Source organism: Chromobacterium alkanivorans, from assembly GCF_016937655.1.
GTDB classification, from domain to species: Bacteria; Pseudomonadota; Gammaproteobacteria; order Burkholderiales; family Chromobacteriaceae; genus Chromobacterium; species Chromobacterium alkanivorans.
Window position 1 is genome coordinate 299,448 of the sequence record NZ_JAFHKL010000005.1, and the last position, 19,493, is coordinate 318,940.

13 protein-coding genes are annotated in these 19,493 nt (G+C 67.2%); 6 read left to right on the forward strand and 7 right to left on the reverse strand.

The genetic code is table 11. The features are described from left to right. Positions 1–175: 175 nt before the first annotated feature. Both JW897_RS11360 and JW897_RS11365 read left to right on the forward strand, forming a co-directional pair. The gene (locus JW897_RS11360) at positions 176–352 is read left to right on the forward strand and encodes a hypothetical protein (protein ID WP_205466152.1); all 177 of its coding nucleotides are present in this window, start codon (positions 176–178) and stop codon (positions 350–352) included. A 17-nt stretch (positions 353–369) separates the two neighbouring features. Next, positions 370–2,568: a phosphocholine-specific phospholipase C gene (locus JW897_RS11365; RefSeq protein WP_205466154.1), complete on the forward strand. Its 2,199-nt coding sequence runs from the start codon at positions 370–372 to the stop codon at positions 2,566–2,568. Between the two features lie 60 nt (positions 2,569–2,628). Here JW897_RS11365 and exaC read toward each other — a convergent pair whose 3' ends face one another. Then, positions 2,629–4,149 carry an acetaldehyde dehydrogenase ExaC gene (exaC, locus tag JW897_RS11370; RefSeq protein WP_048415215.1) on the reverse strand — a complete coding sequence of 507 codons (1,521 nt, stop codon included), beginning with the start codon at positions 4,147–4,149 and terminating at the stop codon, positions 2,629–2,631. Positions 4,150–4,528: 379 nt separating this feature from the next. Between exaC and JW897_RS11375 the strand changes: the two genes are divergently transcribed. Next, a complete protein-coding gene (locus JW897_RS11375; RefSeq protein ID WP_205466156.1) occupies positions 4,529–6,340 on the forward strand; it encodes a sigma-54-dependent Fis family transcriptional regulator in 1,812 nt (603 codons plus the stop codon). Here the strand turns inward: JW897_RS11375 and JW897_RS11380 are convergent, their stop codons facing one another. The 5 genes from JW897_RS11380 to JW897_RS11400 all read right to left on the reverse strand — a co-directional run bounded on the left by JW897_RS11380 (position 6,341) and on the right by JW897_RS11400 (position 11,748). Further along, entirely contained in the window at positions 6,341–7,204 is an 864-nt protein-coding gene (locus JW897_RS11380) for an alpha/beta fold hydrolase (RefSeq protein WP_205466158.1), read from the reverse strand. Between the two features lie 247 nt (positions 7,205–7,451). After that, positions 7,452–8,060, reverse strand: coding sequence for a 3'-5' exonuclease (locus JW897_RS11385; RefSeq protein WP_205466160.1), 609 nt, complete (start codon positions 8,058–8,060; stop codon positions 7,452–7,454). Continuing rightward, positions 8,060–9,865: a putative nucleotidyltransferase substrate binding domain-containing protein gene (locus JW897_RS11390; RefSeq protein ID WP_205466162.1), complete on the reverse strand. Its 1,806-nt coding sequence runs from the start codon at positions 9,863–9,865 to the stop codon at positions 8,060–8,062. The genes JW897_RS11385 and JW897_RS11390 overlap by 1 nt, the downstream gene beginning before the upstream one ends. A gap of 70 nt (positions 9,866–9,935) precedes the next feature. Continuing rightward, complete coding sequence (locus tag JW897_RS11395; RefSeq protein WP_048415220.1) at positions 9,936–10,715, reverse strand: class II glutamine amidotransferase; 780 nt, start codon at positions 10,713–10,715, stop codon at positions 9,936–9,938. A 142-nt stretch (positions 10,716–10,857) separates the two neighbouring features. Continuing rightward, positions 10,858–11,748 (reverse strand): DMT family transporter, encoded by an 891-nt coding sequence (locus JW897_RS11400; protein WP_205466164.1) that lies wholly within the window; start codon positions 11,746–11,748, stop codon positions 10,858–10,860. A 136-nt stretch (positions 11,749–11,884) separates the two neighbouring features. Between JW897_RS11400 and JW897_RS11405 the strand changes: the two genes are divergently transcribed. The 3 genes from JW897_RS11405 (at position 11,885) to JW897_RS11415 (ending at position 15,389) form a co-directional block, all read left to right on the forward strand. Continuing rightward, complete coding sequence (locus tag JW897_RS11405; RefSeq protein ID WP_205466166.1) at positions 11,885–12,685, forward strand: AraC family transcriptional regulator; 801 nt, start codon at positions 11,885–11,887, stop codon at positions 12,683–12,685. Between the two features lie 79 nt (positions 12,686–12,764). Continuing rightward, the gene (locus JW897_RS11410) at positions 12,765–14,006 is read left to right on the forward strand and encodes a GNAT family N-acetyltransferase (RefSeq protein WP_205466168.1); all 1,242 of its coding nucleotides are present in this window, start codon (positions 12,765–12,767) and stop codon (positions 14,004–14,006) included. Positions 14,007–14,072: 66 nt separating this feature from the next. Further along, positions 14,073–15,389, forward strand: coding sequence for an MFS transporter (locus JW897_RS11415; protein ID WP_205466170.1), 1,317 nt, complete (start codon positions 14,073–14,075; stop codon positions 15,387–15,389). 91 nt (positions 15,390–15,480) lie between these two features. Here the strand turns inward: JW897_RS11415 and hrpA are convergent, their stop codons facing one another. Further along, positions 15,481–19,416, reverse strand: a complete 3,936-nt coding sequence (hrpA, locus tag JW897_RS11420; RefSeq protein ID WP_205466172.1) for an ATP-dependent RNA helicase HrpA — start codon at positions 19,414–19,416, stop codon at positions 15,481–15,483. Between the last annotated feature and the right edge of the window lie 77 nt (positions 19,417–19,493).

Sequence of the window (19,493 nt, forward strand, 5' to 3'; positions counted from 1 at the left end):
CTTGACGACGGCATGAATATCCGATTTCACAAAACCGCCATCATCAGGTAACGCGTTCTCGCTATCGTTTTCCCGCCCGGCCGTTCCGCCGGGCTGGGCAAGGGCCCGGATTCCGCTTCCGGGCCCTTGGTTTTTCACCGCGGCGCGCGCGCCGCCACAAGACGACTGCACTCCGATGACGCTCAACTTTCTCTCCCCCGTGGCGGCCCGCTGGGCGCGCCGGCTGGCCGCCTGTCTGCTGGCGGCCGCGCTCGCCGGCTGCCTGGGCGACAATCAAGACAACGCCGGCCAACCGGGCAACGGCAATTCCAATCAAACCCAGCCGCCGGCCAAGCTCCGCTGCGCGCCCTGAACCCGGACAAGCCCGCCATGACCGACACTCCCGTTTCCACTTCCCGCCGCCAGTTCATCAAGCGCGGCAGCGCGCTAGCCGCCAGTTCCTTGACGCTGTCCTTGCTGCCGGCCTCCATCCAGCGCGCGCTGGCCATTCCCGCCAACAATCGCACCGGCACCTTGCAGGATGTCGAGCACATCGTGATCCTGACCCAGGAAAACCGCGCCTTCGACCACTACTTCGGCAGCCTGGCCGGCGTGCGCGGCTTCGGCGACCGTTTCCCGCTGCCGCTGGCCGACAGCGCCCTGCTCAAGCGCAAGACCGTCTGGTATCAGACCAATCAGGGCAATAGCGCCACGCCGCCGCGGGTGGTGGCGCCGTTCCACCTCAACACCGAGCAGACTTTCGCCTATATGCGGGTGGAGGGCACGCCGCATGTGTGGTCGGACGCGCAGTACGCCTGGGGCAAGGGCGCGATGAACGCCTGGCCCACGTACAAGCAGAACCATTCCATGGGCCATTTCAAGGAGGCGGACCTGCCGTTCCAGTACGCGCTGGCCAACGCCTTCACCCTGTGCGACGCCTATCACTGTGCCTTCCAGGGCGGCACCAACCCCAACCGCGTGTTCCTGTGGTGCGGCGGCAACGATCCTCTGCAGAAGGGCAAGGGCCCGGTGATCGCTAACGCCTACGACTCGGTCGACTACAACCCCAAGGGCGGCTACACCTTCAGCACCTACGCCGAGCGGCTGGAGCAGGCCGGGGTGGGCTGGAAGATCTATCAGGACATGGCCGACAACTTCACCGACAATCCGGTGGCCGGCTTCCGCAGCTTCCGCGCCGCCTATTTCGGCGAGGCCGGCGCCAAGCCGGCGCTGAAGAGCAAGGGCCTGTCCACCTGGACGCTGGACGATCTGCGCCAGGACGTGCTGGCCAACCGCCTGCCGCAGGTCAGCTACATCGTCGCCACCGCCGACGGCTCGGAACACCCGGGGCCGTCCAGCCCGGCGCAGGGCGCCGACTACACCGCCCGCGTGCTGGACGCGCTGACCGCCAACCCCGAGGTGTGGAGCAAGACGGTGTTCCTGGTCAATTTCGACGAGAACGACGGCTTCTTCGACCACGTGCCGCCGCCGGCCGCGCCCAGCTATCTGAGCTGGGACTCCGATCCAGCCAAGGCGGTTCTGGCCGGCGCCTCCACCGTGGCCACCGACGGCGAATACCATCATCTGCGCAGCAGCGAGACCGGCAACGAGCGCGCCGACCTGATCCACGTGCCTTACGGGCCGGGGCCGCGGGTGCCGATGTACGTGATCTCGCCGTGGAGTCGCGGCGGCTGGGTTAACTCCCAGGTGTTCGACCACACCTCGGTGATCCGCTTCATCGAGCAGCGCTTTGGCGTCAAGGAGCCCAATATCAGCGCCTGGCGGCGCGCGGTGTGCGGCGATCTGCTGTCCTGTTTCGACTTCGTCAATCCCAACGCGGAGCTGCCCAAGCTGCCGGCCACCGCCGCGCTGGCGGCGCGGGCGCGCGCCTTGCCCGGCCGCACCAAGCCCAGCGCGCCGGCCTTGCCGGAGCTGCCGGTCCAGGCCATTGGCCTGCGCCGCTCGCGAGCGCTGCCTTACGAGCTGCACGCCAGCGCGCGCGTGGACGGCAACGCCGGCACCGTGGAGTTGATCTTCGCCAATAGCGGCCAAGCGGCGGCGGTGTTCCACGTTTACGACCGCCGCCATCTGGACGCGCCGCCGCGCCGCTACGCGGTGGAGGCCGGCAAGCAGCTGTCCGGGCTGTGGCGGGTCAATTACGACGCCAATCTTTACGATCTGTGGGTATTGGGCCCCAACGGCTTCCATCGCCACTTCACCGGCGACGCCGGCCAGCTGGGCCGCCTGAGCAAGGCGCAGCCGGAAATCCAGGTCTGTTACGACCCGGCCGCCGGCGACGTTTACCTGAAGCTGCACAATAGCGGCCGCGAGAACTGCGAGTTCCTGGTGCGCGCCAACGCCTACGCGAAGAGCGAGCCGCAACGCGTCACCGTGGGGCCGCAGGGCGAGGCGGTGTTGAATTGGCCGCTGAAGAACAGCCACGGCTGGTACGACGTCAGCGTCGGCGCGCCGGTCTTCCCCGGCTTCAGCCGCCGTTTCGCCGGGCGGGTGGAAACCGGGCGCGACGGCTACAGCGATCCGGCGATGGGCGGCGCGGCGGTGGGCGAGCAGTGGACGCCGCCGGTCTGAGCCGGCGGTGAACGACAAAGGCGGAGCCGATCGGCCCCGCCTTTTTTCTTGATGGAAGGGTTAGAAGAAGCCCAGCGGCTTGCCGTCAAAGCTCACCAGCAGGTTCTTGGTCTGCTGGTAATGGTCGAGCGCGCGCTTGTGGGTTTCGCGGCCGATGCCGGACTTCTTGTAGCCGCCGAAGGCCGCGTGCGCCGGGTAGAGGTGATAGCAGTTGGTCCACACCCGGCCGGCCTTGATCGCGCGGCCGACGCGGTAAGCGCGGTTGATGTCGCGGGTCCACACCCCGGCGCCCAGGCCGAACTCGGTGTCGTTGGCGATGGCGACGGCTTCCGCCTCGTCCTTGAAGGTGGCGATGCTGACCACCGGGCCGAAAATCTCCTCCTGGAACACCCGCATCTTGTTGTTGCCCTTCAGCAGGGTGGGCTGGATGTAATAGCCCTGAGCCAGCCCGCCTTCCAGCGGCTCCAGCTTGCCGCCGCTCAGCACCTCGGCGCCTTCCTGGCGCGCGATGTCCAGGTAGGACAGGATTTTGTCGAACTGCTGCTGCGAGGCCTGGGCGCCCACCATGGTGTCGGTGTCCAGCGGATCGCCGCGTTTGATCGCCTGCACCTTCTTCATCACCTCGGCCATGAAGGCCGGGTAAATGGATTCCTGCACCAGCGCGCGCGACGGGCAGGTGCAGACCTCGCCCTGGTTGAAGAAGGCCAACACCAGGCCCTCGGCGGCCTTCTCGATGAAGGATGGCTCCGCCTGCATGATGTCTTCAAAGAAGATATTGGGCGATTTGCCGCCCAGCTCCACGGTGGACGGGATGATGTTCTCCGCCGCGCATTGCAGGATGTGGCGGCCCACCGGGGTGGAGCCGGTGAAGGCGATCTTGGCGATGCGCTTGCTGGTGGCCAGCGCCTGGCCGGCTTCCTTGCCGAAGCCGTGCACCACGTTGACCACGCCCGGCGGCAGCAGATCGCCTATCACCTCCATCAGCACCGCGATGCCCAGCGGCGTCTGTTCCGCCGGCTTCAGCACCACGCAGTTGCCGGCGGCCAGCGCCGGCGCCAGCTTCCACGCCGCCATCAGCAGGGGGAAGTTCCACGGGATGATCTGGCCCACCACGCCCAGCGGCTCGTGGATGTGGTAAGCCATGGTGTTGTGGTCTATTTCCGCCGCCGTGCCTTCCTGGGCGCGGATGCAGCCGGCGAAATAGCGGAAGTGATCCGCCGCCAGCGGGATGTCGGCGTTCAGCGTCTCGCGCACCGGCTTGCCGTTGTCCCAGGTTTCGGTGACGGCCAGCACCTCCAGATTGGCTTCGATGCGGTCGGCGATCTGCAGCAGCAGATAGGAGCGTTGCTGCGCCGAGGTCTGGCCCCAGGCGTCGGCGGCGGCGTGGGCGGCGTCCAGCGCCTTGTCGACGTCGGCGGCGTCGGAGCGCGGAAATTCGGCGATGGGCTGGCCGTTGACCGGCGAAGTGTTGGTGAAGTGCTGGCCGTTGACCGGAGGCGTGAACTCGCCGCCGATGTAGTTGCCGTAGCGGGGCTTGAAGGCGATCAGCGCGCCGGGCGTGCCGGGGTGGGCGTAACGCATGGTGTTTCTCCTGTTGTGGATTGGCCGTTGCCGCGCGGCGGCGGGCCGCGGTGGCCGCTGTGCAGCAGAAAGCGTGCCAATGACGGCCGCCGGGACGGCGTGTTGCGATGCAAAACGCGGCATGCCGGCCAGGCCGTTGCGATCCGCGCGCCGCGCATTGCGCCGCAGCAGGCCGACGCCGGCGCCAAGGGGGCGGCCTGTCCGATTGGCCGCGGCGCAAGCTGTCGCAAAACGCTACAGTGTCGCGTCCGATGCGACGCCGGCTCCGGCGCGCGTCGTGCTAAGGTGGCGGTTCATCCGCCGCCGCAACCGTTTTCGTCCCGTCTCGCGGCCGCTCGCGAGACCTAGCGCCGGCGCTCACGTCCGGAGGGAAGTCATCATGGATCATCCCATCGCCTCGCCCGTGGAGCGGGCGCGCCGCAGCTTCTTCCAACAAGGGCTGGCGCCGGCCGGGCTCAGGGGCGAAATCGCCCAGTCCTGGCAGCGCTGCCGGCAGCAGGCCTTGCCGCCGCAGGGCGCGCGACGGCAAGACGGCCTGGAAAGCGCGGCGCTGAACGCGCTGCGCGAGGCCAACGGCCTGTTGTTGCGGCTGGCCCAGCCCGAGCTGGACGGGCTGGGCGAACAAGTCGTCGACCGCCGCGGCATCGTGCTGCTCAGCGACGCCGACGGCGTGATCCTCAACGCCGCCGGTTGCCCCGGTTTTCTGCCCAAGGCGGAACAGGTGGCCTTGCTGCCAGGCATGGCCTGGGGCGAGCGCGACCGAGGCACCAACGCCATCGGCACCGCGCTGGCGCTGGGCGCGGCGGTGCAGGTCAACGGCGGCGAACACTATCTGGCCAGCAACGGCGGCATCTCCTGCTCGGCCGCGCCCATCTTCGCGCCCAACGGCCGCCTGGCCGGCGCGCTCAACATCAGCAGCGACGCGCGCGCCCACGACGCGCACGCGCTGGGCTTGGTGCGGTTGGCGGCGCGCCAGATCGAACACCGCTGGCTGGCGCGGCCGGCCTCCGAACATTGGCTGGTGCGCTTCCACCTGAACCACGCCTTGCTGGGCTCGCCGCGCGAAGGCGTGCTGGTTTTCGCCGACGAGGTGCTGGTGGAGGCCAATAGCTGCGCGCTGGCCTGGCTCGGCCTGGCCTGGGCCGACCTGGGGCGGGCGCGCTTCGGCCAGCTGTTCGACGGCGAGCTGCAGCCGGCCGACGGCCTGCGAACGCGGCTAGGCCGGCGCGGCCAGCATTTTCATCTGCACATCACGCCGCCGGCGAGTCAGGCGCCGACGGCGCGGCAAACGCCCAAGGCCGACGCGGCGGCGCGGCCCTCGGTCGCCTTGCAGCGCGCCGTCAAAGTGCTGAACGCCGACATTCCTGTGTTGCTGCAAGGCGAAACCGGCGTGGGCAAGGAGGTGTTCGCCCGCGCCTTGCACGCCGCCAGCCGGCGCGGCCGCGGACCCTTCGTCGCCGTCAACTGCGCGGCGATACCAGAGGCACTGATCGAGTCTGAGCTGTTCGGCTACGAGGAGGGCGCGTTCACCGGCGCGCGGCGCAAGGGCATGACGGGCAAGCTGCGCGAAGCCGACGGCGGCGTGCTGTTCCTGGACGAGGTGGGGGACATGCCGGCGGCGATGCAGGCGCGGCTGCTGCGCGCCTTGCAGCAGCGCGAAGTCACGCCGCTGGGCGGCGGCCGAACGCAGGCGGTGGATTTCGCGCTGGTCTGCGCCACTCACCGCGACCTGGCGGCGATGACGGCGGCCGGCGAGTTCCGCGCCGACCTGTTCTACCGGCTGCAGGACTATCCGGTGCGGCTGCCGCCCTTGCGCGAGCGCGACGACCTGCCGCTTCTGATCGACGAGATCTGGGACGAACTGGGCGCCGCGCGACGCGGCGTGCGCCTGGGCGGCCCGCTGCGGGCGGCCTTGCTGGCCTACAGCTGGCCGGGCAACGCGCGCCAGCTGCACAGCGCGCTGCGCACCATGCTGGCCCTGGCCGACGACGGCGCGGAACTGGGGATCGAGAACCTGCCGGCCGGCTGCCGCGCCGAAGCGGCCACCCTCTCTCCGACGCTGGCCGCCGGCCGCGACGATTTGATCGAACAGACGCTGGCGCGCTGTCAGGGCAATGTCAGCCGCGCGGCGGTGGAGTTGGGGGTGGCGCGCAGCACGGTGTACCGGCGGCTGCGCGGCGGAGGGCGCTAGTCAGGCCGCCGCGTTGGGCAGCTGTTCCAGCCAAGCCTGAAACGCGTCCAGCACCGGTTGCGGGGACTTGGCCCAGGCAAAGTGGGAGAAGGCGCGCAGACCGTGATCCGCGGCCTGCAATTCCCGCTGCGTCACGCTGGCGCGCGCCAGCTTGTCGGCCAGAAAATCCGCGCAGGAGCGGGGAACGAAGCGATCGCCGGACAGCGATAGCAGCAGCACCGGCAGTTCCAGCCGGCGCAGCGCCGCTTCGTAGTCGGTGTCCACGCCTTCCGGCCGGTAACGGCCGTGCAAGGCTTCCTGCGTCCAGTCGCGGATCAGCCGCCCCGGCTGTCGTCCGCCAAAGCCCAGCTTGTCGCCGGGAAAGTAGCCCAGGCCGCGGTTGAGTTGTTGAATCAGCCGCAGGCCAAAGCCGCGTTTCCAGGCGGACAATGCGCCGGGCATGGCGCGGAAGTAGTTGGAGCCGCTCGCGAGCAAAGCCACGCCGGCCACCTCGGCCGGATTTTCGCAGGCTTGCAGCAGGGCGAATTGCCCGCCCAGGCTGTGTCCCGCCAGGAGCAGCGGCCGGCCGGATGTCTGTTCGCCCAGCCGTCGACGCAGATGGGCGATATCGGCCAGCACTTCCTGGTAGCCGAAGTCCTGACGGCGGACGTCCCGCACCGAGCTTTGACGCATGCCCCTGGTCTCAAGCGCCGCCACGCAATAGCCGCGCGCGGCCCAGGCCGCGCCCAGCGCGCGATAGTAGGACACGTTGACGCCCAAGGCCGGCAAGAACAGGATCACGCCCTGCGGGGCTTGTTCCGGAACGCCGTGCCATTCAACAACAGTGTGCTCGCCGTCCGCTAGCTGGATTCGGCTCGAGTGCATGCCTGTGCCTCCAAGGTTGTGAGCGGCAAACAGAACAAGCTATCAGTCTGATGCGCAATGGCAAGCCGCCATGTTCCGGCAGGTTCGGCCCTCGCGCTGCGGGCTTAGAACCTGTTTACGATCTCGCGAGCAAGAGCGAGACAAGGCGAAAACGGCTGAGAAAGCGGAATGTACAGAGGGTACATGAGCATTTCGAAGGCGTTTTCAACGCCGTATCGCCGCAGCGCAGCAGATCGTAAACAGGTTCTTAGCCATAGCCGCGCTGTTTCAGCGCCAGGTAGAGCATGGCCGCGTTGATGGCGTCGTTGAGCGCGTCGTGACGCGGCGGCGCGGGCATGTCCAGATCCTGGCAGATGCTGGCCAGCCGCAGGTCGATGTGGGCGTCCGGGTTTTGCCGCAGCTTGTAGTCGTAATAGCGGCCGGAGATCTCGATGCGCCGCTGCGGCAGCGGCACGCCCAGCCAGGGGCGGATATAGCGGTTGAGCACCGCCATATCGTATTCCAGGTAATAGCCCAGCAGCGGCCGGCCGCCGACGAAGTCCAGCAGCCGCCGCATCGCGTCCAGGGCTTCCATGCCCTGATTAACGTCGATGGGCCGCAGGCCGTGGATGCGCACATTGTCCGCTGGCGGCGCCCGTTCCGGCCGCACCAACAGATACAGCGCCTCGCTGGCGAGGATGCGGTTGCCGCGCAGCTTGACCGCGCCTATGGACAGCAGCTCGGCCTCCGCCGGATTCAGGCTGGTGGTTTCGCAGTCCAGGCTGACCAGTTCGTCAGGATGCTCGCTATACATGCCGGCGTAGGCCGGATCGCGCAGCCGGCGGCGCTGCCATTGGCGCAGCAGGGCGGTCAGCATCAGAAGCTGCCCAGCCGGTAATGGTGGCGCAGCTGCGCCTTGAAGCGCTTGACCACGGCCAGCGCGTCCTTGAGCAGGTCCCGTTCCAGCGAGGACAGCTTTTCCGGTTCCAGCAGATTGTCGGCCGGCTTGCCGGCGCCAAGCCGCTCCAGCCCCTGTTCCAGCCGCAGCTGCATCAGATAGGACAGCGCCTCGCCCACGTCCTCGGCCAGGCTCCGCTCCAGCCGGCCTTGCGCCGCCAGTGCCTGCAGCCTTTGCTGCGAGTTGTTGTCGCTGACCCCGTATTCCAGCGCCAGCGCGCGGATGCCGTGCACCAGCGGGAAGATGCCGCCTTTTTTCAGGTCCAGCGCGGCGCGGCCGTCGCGGTCTCGGGTCTGCAGATGGGAGAACAGGCCCAGCGGGGTGTCGAACTGTTCGATGGCGCGGGCGAAACGGGAGAAGAAGCCGGCGTCGTCGCGCAAGGTGGCGCGCAGATAGCTTTGGGCGTCCTCCAGCAGCGCGGCGTCGCCGCAGACGGCTTCCGCGTCCACGAAGATGGCCAGCCGCATCAAGGCTTGCCCGTCCGGGCGGTGCACCCAGTTGTGCAGGCGGTCGCGCAGCTCGGCGCCGCTGAAGCGCCAGTCCGGATGGCTGAGCATGATGTCGCCGGGACAGGGCGGGTAGCCGAAGCGGGCCAGCGCGGCGGAAAAGGCCTGACAGCTGGCCTCCAGTTGCGGCCACGCCGCGCCGTCGCGCAGCAGCAGCGCGTTGTCCTGATCGGTTTTGAGTATCTGTTCGCCGCGCCCCTCCGAGCCCAGCACCAACAGGCAGCTGTTGGCCACCAGCTCCGGCGGCGCGATCAGCCGCCAGGCGCGGGCGAACAGCCGGGCGTTGAGGCTTTGCACCAGCCGGCCCAGTTGCAGCGCCTTGACGCCGTGGCCGGACAGGATGCGCACCAGCCGCGGGATCTGCTCCGCCACTTCCGTCAGTTCGTCCAGCGTGGCCGCGCGCTCCAGCCGCTGCGCGATCAGATGGGAGTGGTTGGAGAAATAGGACAGCACGTCCACCTGGGCCAGCATGCTCACCGGCTCGCCGCGCTCGGTCACCACCAGGCGGCGCAGATTGCGGCGCGTCATCAGCAGCAGGGCGTTGAACAGGAAGTCGTCGATGTCTATGGTCAGGAGCTCGTACTGGCAATGCGCGGCCGCCGGCGCGTCCGAGGACACGCCGTTCAGCACGATGTCGCGGAAGTCGGTGGTGGTGAGGATGCCCAGCCGTCCGTTGTCGCGCAGCAGCACGGATTTGGATTTGTGCGCCTTCATCGCCGCCGCCGCGTCGCGCAGGCTGGCGTCGCCGTCGACGAACACCGGCTGGCGGCCGCCGACGTCGCGCACGGTGGCCGCCAGCAAAGTTTGCAGTTCGCGCTGGCCGGCCCTCTGCGCCAGCCGGCCCAGCTTTTCCGACACGCTGGCGTAAAAATAGGCGCCGAAGCGCGGGTTGCTCTCGGTCAGCGCCAGCACTTCGGCGCGCGGCAGGCTGTAGAGCAGCGCTTCTTCCTGCACGATGAAACGGTGGGAGGTCTGGCCGGCGGCCATGGCGCGGGCGTCGAAGCCGTCCTGGGCCCGGTACAGCGCGACGATCTCGTCGCCGGCCATTTCCCGCACCACGCCCTTGATCACCACGTACATGGCGGTCACCGCCGCGTCCGGCGCCAGCACGGTTTGCTCGTCGGCGTAGAACAGGATGTCGGCGCAGGCCTCCAGGCGCAGGCGCTCGTCCGGACTCAGGGCGTCGAAGGGGGCGTGGCTGAAGTCGAATCGCTGCATGGCGGCCCTCGCGGAACACAAGACGTTGCCGCCAGCATAACACCGGCGGCAAGGGCTTGTCGGCGGACGCTCAGTCCGGCAGGTGCTGCGACAGCGGGGAGCCGTCGCGGAACAGCAGCAGCTCGCCGGGGACGAGCGGGGTCCAGCTTTCATTGTCGGTCAGCGGCTGGGTGGCGATCACCGCCACGCGGTCGTGCGGCGTGGTGACCGAGGCGAAGTCCACGCTGACGTCGTCGTCCACCAGGTGGGCGGTGTTGAACGGCGCCTGGCGGATGATGTAGTGCAGATTGGTGGAGCAGTGGGCGAACAGCACCTCGCCGTTGCTCAGCATGAAGTTGAACACGCCGTGGCTGGAAATCTCGGCCGCCAGCCGCGCCACTTCGGCGAATAGCTCATCCAGCTGCGGCTGCTGGCACCATTTGGCGCGCAGCCGCTCCATCAGGTGGCAGAACGCGCGTTCGGAATCGGTGCCGCCCACCGGGTTGTAATGGCAGCCGGCTTCGGGCTGGAAGTTCTCCAGATTGCCGTTGTGGGCGAAGATCCAGTAGCGGCCCCACATCTCGCGCATGAAGGGATGGGTGTTGGCCAGGTTGACTTCGCCCTGGGTGGCCTTGCGAATGTGGGCGATCACGTTTTCCGATTTGATCGGATAGTTGCGCACCAGATTGGCCACCGGCGATTCCACCGACGGTTTGTCGTCCAAAAAGATGCGGCAGCCCTTGCTCTCGAAAAAGGCGATGCCCCAGCCGTCGGCGTGATGGTCGGTCTGACCGCCGCGGCGGTGAAAGCCTTCGAAGGAGAACAGGATGTCGGTTGGAGTATTGCAATTCATGCCCAATAACTGGCACATGGGTTCGAGTTCCACGGTAAAGAGGTTGTCATGGCCGGCCCGCGCCGGCTGCGGTTTTGTTACAGAGCTTAGGCGATATGCGGGGCCGCGGCAATCCCGCCGCGCCGGCCGTGGAGCCCGGGCGCGGCGGGAAAAGCGAAGCTCAGGCCGTCGAACGGGCGAGGCCGCGCAGCTTGGCCCAGCCGCCTTGGCTCAGGCTGACGCCGAGCAGGATCAGGCCGCCGCCCAGCCAGTGGAAGTCGTGGATGGTCTCGCCCAGCAGCGCGCTGGCGATCACGGCGGTGAACAAGGGCAACAGATTCATGAAGATGGCGGTGCGCTCGCTGCCCAGGCCCTGGATGCCGCGCATCCACAGATAGGGCGCCAGCACCGAGGAGGCGATGCCGGCGAAGGCGACCAGGCCCACGCCCTGCGGCGGCACCGCCAGGCTGTCCGCGCTCATCGCCACTGGCACCAGCATCAGCACCGCCAGCAGCACCTGGATGTAGAGATTGGTCCAGCTGCCGAAGGGCGGCGCCCAGCGGCGCAGCAGAATGCCGTACAGCGCGTAGGAGAGAGAGCCGACCAGCATCAGCGCGTCGCCGCGGTTGACGCCGCCGCTGAGCAGATCCAGCGGCCGGCCCTGGCCCAGCAGGTAGAGCACGCCCAGCAAGGACACCGCGACGCCGAACAGCGCGTGCGCGCCCACCGGCTGGCGGAAGGCGATGGCGTTCAAGGCCAGGCCCAGCAGCGGGATCAGGGCGCAGATCACGCCCATATTGGTGGCGCTGGTGCTGTGCGCGGCGTAATAGGCCAGGCATTGGTACATCACCATACCCAGCGCGGCCAGCACGGCGAAGCGGCCGAGCCAGGGGCGGATGACGCGCCATTGGCGCAGCACCGGCCGCAGGCTCAGCGGGGTGAGAATCAGCGCGGCCAGCAGCCAGCGATAGAAGGAAATGGCGGCGGGGTCCAGCGCCTGGGCCGCGGCTTTGGACACCACGGTGTTGGCGGACCAGATCAGCACGGCCAGCATGGGAAACAATGAGTACATGGTGCGGCTCCGGATGCGGCTCTCGGCGGTTTTGCCGGCAAGAGCACAGAAAAGCATTGACAGTCCGCAGTGTACCGCTGTCTGATTTATCTCATATAGCGCAATTCAGACAAGACGATAACGGGAAACCGACAAATTGGACGACTATCTGCTGGACCCGGGCTTGCCGGAGCCCGCGCCGATTCACCTGCGCCACCACTTGCTGACGCCGGATTCCGAATGTTTGCCGCACAGCCATTCCTGGGGGCAGTTGAACAGCATCAGCCTGGGGGTGATAGAGCTGACCCTGTACGAGCCGGATCAGGGCGAGCGCGCGTTGGCGGCGCCGGCGGAGTTTCTGATCTGGGTGCCGGCCGGCGTTCGCCATTCGGCCTCGGTGCGTCAGGCGATACGCTACACCTCGGTCTACGTGGACGCCGAGCAGGCGGCAAAGCTGCCCGGCCACCCCTGTCTGATCCCGCAAACGCCCTTGCTGCGCGCGCTGCTGGAGGATTTCTGCCAACGCGGCGTCACCGCCATCCAGGACCCGTGGGACCGCCGCCAGGCCGAGCTGCTGCTGGAGCGGCTGGCCCGGGCCGGCCACCAGGACAGTTATCTGCCGGACAGCCGTCACCGCCAGCTGGCGCCCATCCTGGCGGCCATTCGCGAGCGCCCGGCCGACGACACCACGCTGGCGCAGTGGGCGCAGCGGGTGCACGGCACCGAGCGCACGCTGGCGCGCCATTTTCAGTTGGAACTGGGCATGAGCTTCGTCCAGTGGCGCACCCGGGTGCGCCTGATGCGGGCCCTGGTCTGGCTGCGCGAGGGCCGGGCGGTGCAGGACATCGCCGCTGACCTGGGCTACGGCACCGCCTCCGCCTTCATCGCCATGTTCAACAAGCAACTGGGCTATTCGCCGGAGCGTTATCGCCGGCTGCTGGCAGGGGAGATGAGTTGAGGACGCTTGTTGCCCGTTTGGCATTGCGGCACACTGGAATGATTGTCAATCATAGAGCCCGCCTGCTGCGTCCCCACCCATGAGCAAGAAAATCAAACAACTGGCCCGCCAATTGGGCGACGGCTGGAAGCTGCGCCGTCGCTTGCGGCAAGCCAGCGCGCTGAATTTCGCCTTTTCCGAGCGCATAGACTTCCTGAACGGACAACACTGGGATCAATTGGCGGCGCCGCACGGCCTGCTGATGTCCCGCGATTACTGGCGCGCGCTGGAGCAGTCCGGGCTCGCCGATTTCGAAGTCCGCTACGCGCTGGCCTATCGCGACGGCGTGCCGGTGGCGGCGGTGGCGATGCAGTTGCTGGAGGTCAGCCTGGAGACCATGCACGCCCACCCCGGGCCGCGTCCGGAAGGCTCGCTGCGCGCGGCGCTGGCGCAAAACCTCAAGCCGCGGCTGCGGCAACGGCTGCTGGTCTGCGGCAATATGCTCAGCTACGGCCTGGACGGCGCGGCCTTCGCCGCGGACCTGGACCCGCAGACCCGCTGGCAGGCGACGGCGGAGATCCTCTACCGCATCCGCCGCGCCGAGAAGCTGAACGGCCAGATCGACTTCGTGCTGGTCAAGGATCTGGACGAGACGGCGCGGGAAGACAGCCAGGCGCTGGGCAAGCTCAGCTACAGCGCCCTGGAAACGGAACCCAATATGGTGTTGCCGCTGGCGGATGACTGGCGCGTTTACGACGATTACCTGGCCGGCATGACCTCCAAGTACCGCAGCGCCATCCGCCAGCAGATCTTCAAGCCTATCGAGGCCGCCGGCTGCGAAATCGGCGTGATGACGCCGGAGCAGGTGGACGCCCAGGCGGAGCGGATGCAGCAGCTCTATCTGGCGGTGCAGGACAACGCCACGCTGCGGCCGGTGACGGTGAGCGCCGCTTACTGGCGGCGGATGGCCGCCTTGGGGCCGGAACGGGCGGAATTGCGCGGACTGTGGCGCGACGGCGCGCTGCTGGGCTTCTTGCTGGTCCTGAAGAACGGCGCTGAGATCACCGCCGCGCAGATAGGCTTCGACCGCGCCGCGGCCAAGACGCTGCCGTTGTATCTGCGCCTGCTGCATTCGGCGATAGAGTCGGCGCTGGCCGCCGGCGGACGGCGGGTGATCTTCGGCCGCACCGCGCTGGAACCCAAGGCGAGAATGGGCTGCCGGCCGGTGCCGACCTCGCTGTGGATACGCCATCGCCAGCCGGTGCTCAATTCTCTGATCCGTCGCAGCTTCGGCATTGTCCAGCACGAGGACGCGCCGACGATCAATCCCTTCAAAAAATGAATATCGCGCCCTTCGCGCCGCGCGGCGGGGAGGGCGATCGCATCCTGGTCGCGGAAAGGACCCGACATGACTCAAACCGCGAGCGCCGAGACGGCGCACACGCGCAAGCTGAACCGGAACGACTGCAAGACGCTGGGCCTGGCCTCGCTGGGCGGCGCGCTGGAGTTTTACGATTTCATCATTTACGTGTTCTTCGCTCTGGTGCTGGGCAAGCTGTTCTTCCCCCACGACATCCCGGGCTGGCTGCGGCAACTGCAGGTGTTCGGCATCTTCGCCGCCGGCTATCTGGCGCGGCCCTTGGGCGGCATCGTCATGGCGCATTTCGGCGATTTGTTCGGCCGCAAGCGCATGTTCACGCTCAGCATCGTGTTGATGGCGCTGCCGACGCTGGCGATGGGTCTGCTGCCCACCTATCAGAACATAGGGATATGGGCGCCGATCCTGCTGCTGCTGTTGCGCGTATTGCAGGGCGCGGCCATTGGCGGCGAAGTGCCGGGCGCCTGGGTCTTCGTCGCCGAGCACGCGCCGGCGCGCCGCACCGGTCTCGCCTGCGGCATCATCACCTCCGGCCTGACCATAGGCATTCTGTTCGGCTCGCTGATCGCGATGGCGATGAACCTGGCCTTCACGCCGCAGCAGCTGGAGGACGGCGCCTGGCGGATTCCTTTCCTGGTTGGCGGGGTGTTCGGCCTGGTGGCGATGTATTTGCGCCGCTGGCTGCATGAAACGCCGGTGTTCAGCGAAATGCAGGCGCGCAAGGCGCTGTCCGCCGAGCTGCCCTTGAAGGCGGCGCTGCGCGGTCACCGGCTGGGCATGGCCTTGTCGATGGCGGCCACCGCGATGCTGTCGGTCACCATTGTGGTGGTGATCCTGATGACGCCCACCTTTTTGCAAAAACAGTTCGGCGTGCCGCCGGTGGAGGCGCTGTTCGCCAACAGCTTGGCCATCGTCGCGCTGAGCGTGGGCTGCATCGTCGCCGGCCTGGCGGCGGACCGTTTCGGCGGCGGCCCGGTATTCACCGTGGGCAGCCTGCTGCTGGGCGTCAGCAGCTGGTGTTTCTACCAGACCATGGGCCAGGACGCGAGCTGGCTGCGTCCCTTGTACACTTTGACCGGTTTCGCCGCCGGCATCGTCGGCGCGGTGCCTTATCTGATGGTGCGCGCCTTCCCGGCCCCCATCCGCTTCAGCGGCCTGTCGTTTTCCTACAATGTGGCTTACGCGGTGGTGGGCGGCTTCACGCCGGTGCTGTTGTCGGTGTGGATGGAAGCCAGTTCGCTGGCGCTGGCCGGCTATCTGCTGATCTTCTGCCTGATCGGCCTGGCGATGGGCCTGTTCCTGCTGGCCTGGGGAGATAGGCCGGGCTTGTCCCACCCGGTGCATTGAGGCGAGCGGCTTCGGCCGCAAGCAGGCAATAAAAAAACGGCGGCATCCAGATGGCTGGACGCCGCCGTTGTGCCATGCGCGGCTTGCGCCGTTAGCGCGGCAGCTCGCTCCACAGCTTCATCAGCCGCTTGGCGGACACCGGATAGGGCGTTTTCAGTTCCTGGGCGAACAGGCTGACGCGCAGCTCCTCGATTTGCCAGCGGAAGTCCAGCAGCGCCTGGGACGCGCCTTCGGCTTCGTTGTCCTCTGCCACTCGTGTTTCCCACTTCTGCCACAGGTCGCGGATTTCCGCGCCGCGCTGGCCGTCGCGCTGCGGATTGGCCGGCTGCTTGTCCATGCGCAGACCCATCGCGCGCATATAACGCGGCAAATGCGGCAGCTGACTCCACGGCGTGGCGGCCAGGAAGCCCTTGTAAACCAGCTTGGCCAATTGCTGCTGCAAGTCGTAGCCCAGCTTGTGCTTCTGCATTTTGACGCTGAGCGGGCCGTATTCCGCCGCCACCTGGCCCAGGTACTGGGTCACCGCCTGATTGACCGCCGGCAGCCGGGTGCGGGCGCGGGTTTTCTGATCGTTGAAGGCTTTTTCCGTGCGCGGCAGCGGGTCGTCGCCGATGAAGGCGCGGTCGCAGATGCAGGCGATGGCGTCGGCCAGCAATTCGTCGACATTGGCCACCGCTCGCAGTTGCAGACCCAGCTGGGTCATGCCGGGCAGGCCCTTGGACAGCTGCTTCATCTGTTCCTTCAGCTGCAGCTGCAGCAGCCGGATCACCCCCTGGCGATGATGGCGCTCGGCCACCAGCTGGGTATCGAACAGACGGATCGCCACCTTGTCCTGCTCCAGCGTCAAGGCCGGGTAGCCGGTCAGCTGCTGACGGCCGCGGGCGAACTGTATGCTTTCCGGCAGTTCGCCGAAGTCCCAGCTGCTGACCTCGTCGCGCTCGAATTCCGCGCTGGTGTCGCGGAAGGTCAGCTGGGCGGCCTGGCCGAACTGCTTTTGCAGCGCCAGCAAGTCGCGGCCCAGGCCGATTTCCTGCTTGCCGTCGTCGATGACGCGGAAGTTGAACAGCAGGTGGGCCGGCAGTTCCTGGGCGCGGAAGTCGTCGATGTCCACTTTGACGCCGCCGGTCTCGCGCAGGATGAAGCGCGCCAGCTGCGGCGCGATCGGCTGCTGCGGGTCCGGATTGCCGCTGAGGAAGCGAGTGACGAAGTCCGGCACCGGCACGCAGCAACGGCGGATCTGCTTGGGCAGGCCCTTGATCAGCTGTTGCAGCTTCTCTCGCACCATGCCGGGCACCAGCCATTCGAAGGCCGCCGGCTGCAGGCGGTTGAGAATGGCCAGCGGCACGTCCAGGGTGACGCCGTCCAGCGGGTGATTGGGTTCGAAGCGGTAGCGCAGCTTGAGGCGGCCGTCTTCCAGTTCCAGCCATTCCGGGAACTGGTTTTCGGTGACATGTTGCGCGGCGTGGCGCATCAGCTCCTCGCGCGTCAGGTGCAGCAGCTTGGCTTCGGTTTTTTCCGCTTCTTTGCGCCAGGCCTCGAAGCTGGCGGCGTCCACCACTTCGGCCGGAATCCGTTCGCTGTAGAAGGCGAACAGCGCCTCTTCGTCCACCAGCACGTCCTGGCGGCGGGCCTTGTGCTCCAGCTGCTCCACTTCGCGGATCAATTGCTGGTTGCGCTGGAAGAAGGGCGCGTTGCTGACGTATTCCATATTCACCAGCGCGCCGCGGATGAACAGTTCGCGCGCCTCTTCCGGCGCGATGCGGCCATAGCTGACCGGGCGCCGCGGCACCAGGGTCAGGCCGTACAGGGTGACGCGCTCGCTGGCCACCACTTCGCCGCGGCTCTTTTCCCAATGCGGGTCGAAGTAATGGTATTTGACCAGATGCGGCGCCAGCTTTTCCACCCATTCCGGCTCGATCTTGGCCACGCAGCGGGCGTAGAGGCGGGTGGTTTCCACCAGTTCCGCCGCCACCAGCCACTTGGGCTTGGCTTTTTTCAGGCCGGAGCCGGGGAAAACATGGAAATTGACGCCGCGAGTGCCTTGATAGTCGTCGCCTTCCTGGTTTTTCATGCCCAGGTTGCCGATCAGGCCGGTCACCAGCGCCTTGTGCAGGTTTTCATAGGCGACGGCGTCTAGCTGCTGGCGCTTTTTCTGCGTCATCTGCGCGTCCGGCTGTTCGGCGTCGGCATGCGCCTGTTCGCGCTTGATCAAGCCCAACTCGCTGGCGATGTCGGCCAGCTGCGCATGCAGTTCGCGCCATTCGCGCAAGCGCAGATGGGACAGGAAGTGCTCGTGGCAGGTGTTGATCAGCAGTCGGTTGGATTTCTTGTGCTTGAGCGCGTCGGCGAAGAAGTCCCACAGGTGCAGAAAGGACAGGAAGTCGGACTTCTCGTCGTTGAAGCGCGCTTGCGCGCGTTCGGCCGCCTCGCGCGCCTCGAAGGGGCGTTCGCGCGGGTCCTGCACGCTCAAGGCGGCGGCGATGATCAGCACTTCGCGCACGCAGCCGAAGTCGCGGCCGGCCAGCAGCAGGCGGCCCACCTTGGGGTCCACCGGAATCCGCGCCAGTTCCTTGCCCACGCCGGTCAGTTCGCCCTTGTCGTCCACCGCGCCCAGCTCGGTCAGCACCTGATAGCCGTCGGCGATCAGCCGGCTGCTGGGCGCTTCCAGGAAGGGGAAGGCGTCCACCTTGCCCAGCCGCAGCGCGGCCATGCGTAGAATGACTGCGGCCAGGTTGGAGCGGACGATTTCCGGATCGGTGAAGGCCGGGCGCTGATTGAAGTCGTCCTCGCCGTACAGACGCACGCAGATGCCGGCCTCGACGCGGCCGCAACGGCCGGCGCGCTGCCGCGCCGCCGCCTGGGAGATTTTCTCCACTTGCAGCTGTTCCACCTTGGCGCGCGGGCTGTAGCGGTTGATGCGCGCCTGTCCGGTGTCGATCACGTATTTGATGCCCGGCACCGTCAGCGAGGTTTCGGCCACATTGGTGGCCAGCACGATGCGGCGGCCGCCGGACGGTTTGAAGATCTTTTGCTGGTCCTCGTTGGACAGCCGCGCGAACAAGGGCAGGATCTCGTAGCCGCGGATGCCGGACTTGCGCAGCTTTTCCGCCGTTTCGCGGATTTCGCGCTCGCCGGGCAGGAAGACCAGCATGTCGCCCGGGCCCTGGCGAGACAGTTCGTCGACGGCGTCGACGATGGCGCCTTCCATTTCCACCTCGCGCTCGTCTTCGTCGCGCTGCGCTAGCGGCCGGTAGCGCACTTCCACCGGATAGGTGCGGCCGGAGACTTCAATCACCGGCGCGCCGTCGAAATGGCGCGAGAAGCGGTCGGCGTCGATGGTGGCCGAGGTGATGATCACCTTCAGATCCGGCCGGCGCGGCAGCAGCTGCTTCAGATAGCCCAGCAGGAAATCGATGTTGAGGCTGCGTTCGTGCGCCTCGTCGATGATGATGGTGTCGTAGGCTTCCAGGTAACGGTCGGTCTGGGTTTCCGCCAGCATGATGCCGTCGGTCATCAGCTTGATCACCGATTTTTCCGACAACTTGTCGGTGAAGCGCACCTTGAAGCCGACGTGCTCGCCCAGCGTGGATTTCAGTTCCTGGGCGATGCGGCTGGCCACCGAGCGCGCGGCCAGCCGGCGCGGCTGGGTGTGGCCGATCAGGCCGTGCACGCCGCGGCCCAGCTCCAGGCAGATCTTGGGCAGCTGGGTGGTTTTGCCGGAGCCGGTTTCGCCGCAGATGATCACCACCTGATGGCGCTCGATCGCGGTCTTGATGTCGGCCAGTTTCTGGTTGACCGGCAGCGCGTCGTCGAAATCGGGCTTGGGCAGATGGGCGCGGCGCGCGGCCACCTTGGCGGCGGAGCGTTCGATCTGCGACTGGATGTCGGCCAGCTGCTTGTCCGCAGGCTGGTTCTTCTTCAGCCGCTCGGCGGCGTCGCTCAGTTTGCGGCGCAAGGCGTGGCGGTCGCGGATCAGACAAGAGGGGAGGTCGGCCTTGAGTCGGGCCAGCAGCTGGGCAGCAGTCATCGGGAAAAGAACACTGGATTACAGGAAAGCGGCGATTATAACAGCTGCGTGGCGGTCCGGCTGGCCGGGATTGCCGG

Excerpts from the sequence above, each read along its gene's own strand:
- exaC (WP_048415215.1), bottom strand. The coding sequence starts at position 4,149 with ATGCGTTACGCCCACCCCGGCACGCCCGGCGCGCTGATCGCCTTCAAG.
- hrpA (WP_205466172.1), bottom strand. The coding sequence starts at position 19,416 with ATGACTGCTGCCCAGCTGCTGGCCCGACTCAAGGCCGACCTCCCCTCT.
- JW897_RS11385 (WP_205466160.1), bottom strand. The coding sequence starts at position 8,060 with ATGCTGACCGCCCTGCTGCGCCAATGGCAGCGCCGCCGGCTGCGCGAT.
- JW897_RS11390 (WP_205466162.1), bottom strand. The coding sequence starts at position 9,865 with ATGCAGCGATTCGACTTCAGCCACGCCCCCTTCGACGCCCTGAGTCCG.
- JW897_RS11395 (WP_048415220.1), bottom strand. The coding sequence starts at position 10,715 with ATGTGCCAGTTATTGGGCATGAATTGCAATACTCCAACCGACATCCTG.
- JW897_RS11380 (WP_205466158.1), bottom strand. The coding sequence starts at position 7,204 with ATGCACTCGAGCCGAATCCAGCTAGCGGACGGCGAGCACACTGTTGTT.
- JW897_RS11415 (WP_205466170.1), top strand. The coding sequence starts at position 14,073 with ATGACTCAAACCGCGAGCGCCGAGACGGCGCACACGCGCAAGCTGAAC.
- JW897_RS11375 (WP_205466156.1), top strand. The coding sequence starts at position 4,529 with ATGGATCATCCCATCGCCTCGCCCGTGGAGCGGGCGCGCCGCAGCTTC.
- JW897_RS11360 (WP_205466152.1), top strand. The coding sequence starts at position 176 with ATGACGCTCAACTTTCTCTCCCCCGTGGCGGCCCGCTGGGCGCGCCGG.
- JW897_RS11410 (WP_205466168.1), top strand. The coding sequence starts at position 12,765 with ATGAGCAAGAAAATCAAACAACTGGCCCGCCAATTGGGCGACGGCTGG.
- JW897_RS11400 (WP_205466164.1), bottom strand. The coding sequence starts at position 11,748 with ATGTACTCATTGTTTCCCATGCTGGCCGTGCTGATCTGGTCCGCCAAC.
- JW897_RS11365 (WP_205466154.1), top strand. The coding sequence starts at position 370 with ATGACCGACACTCCCGTTTCCACTTCCCGCCGCCAGTTCATCAAGCGC.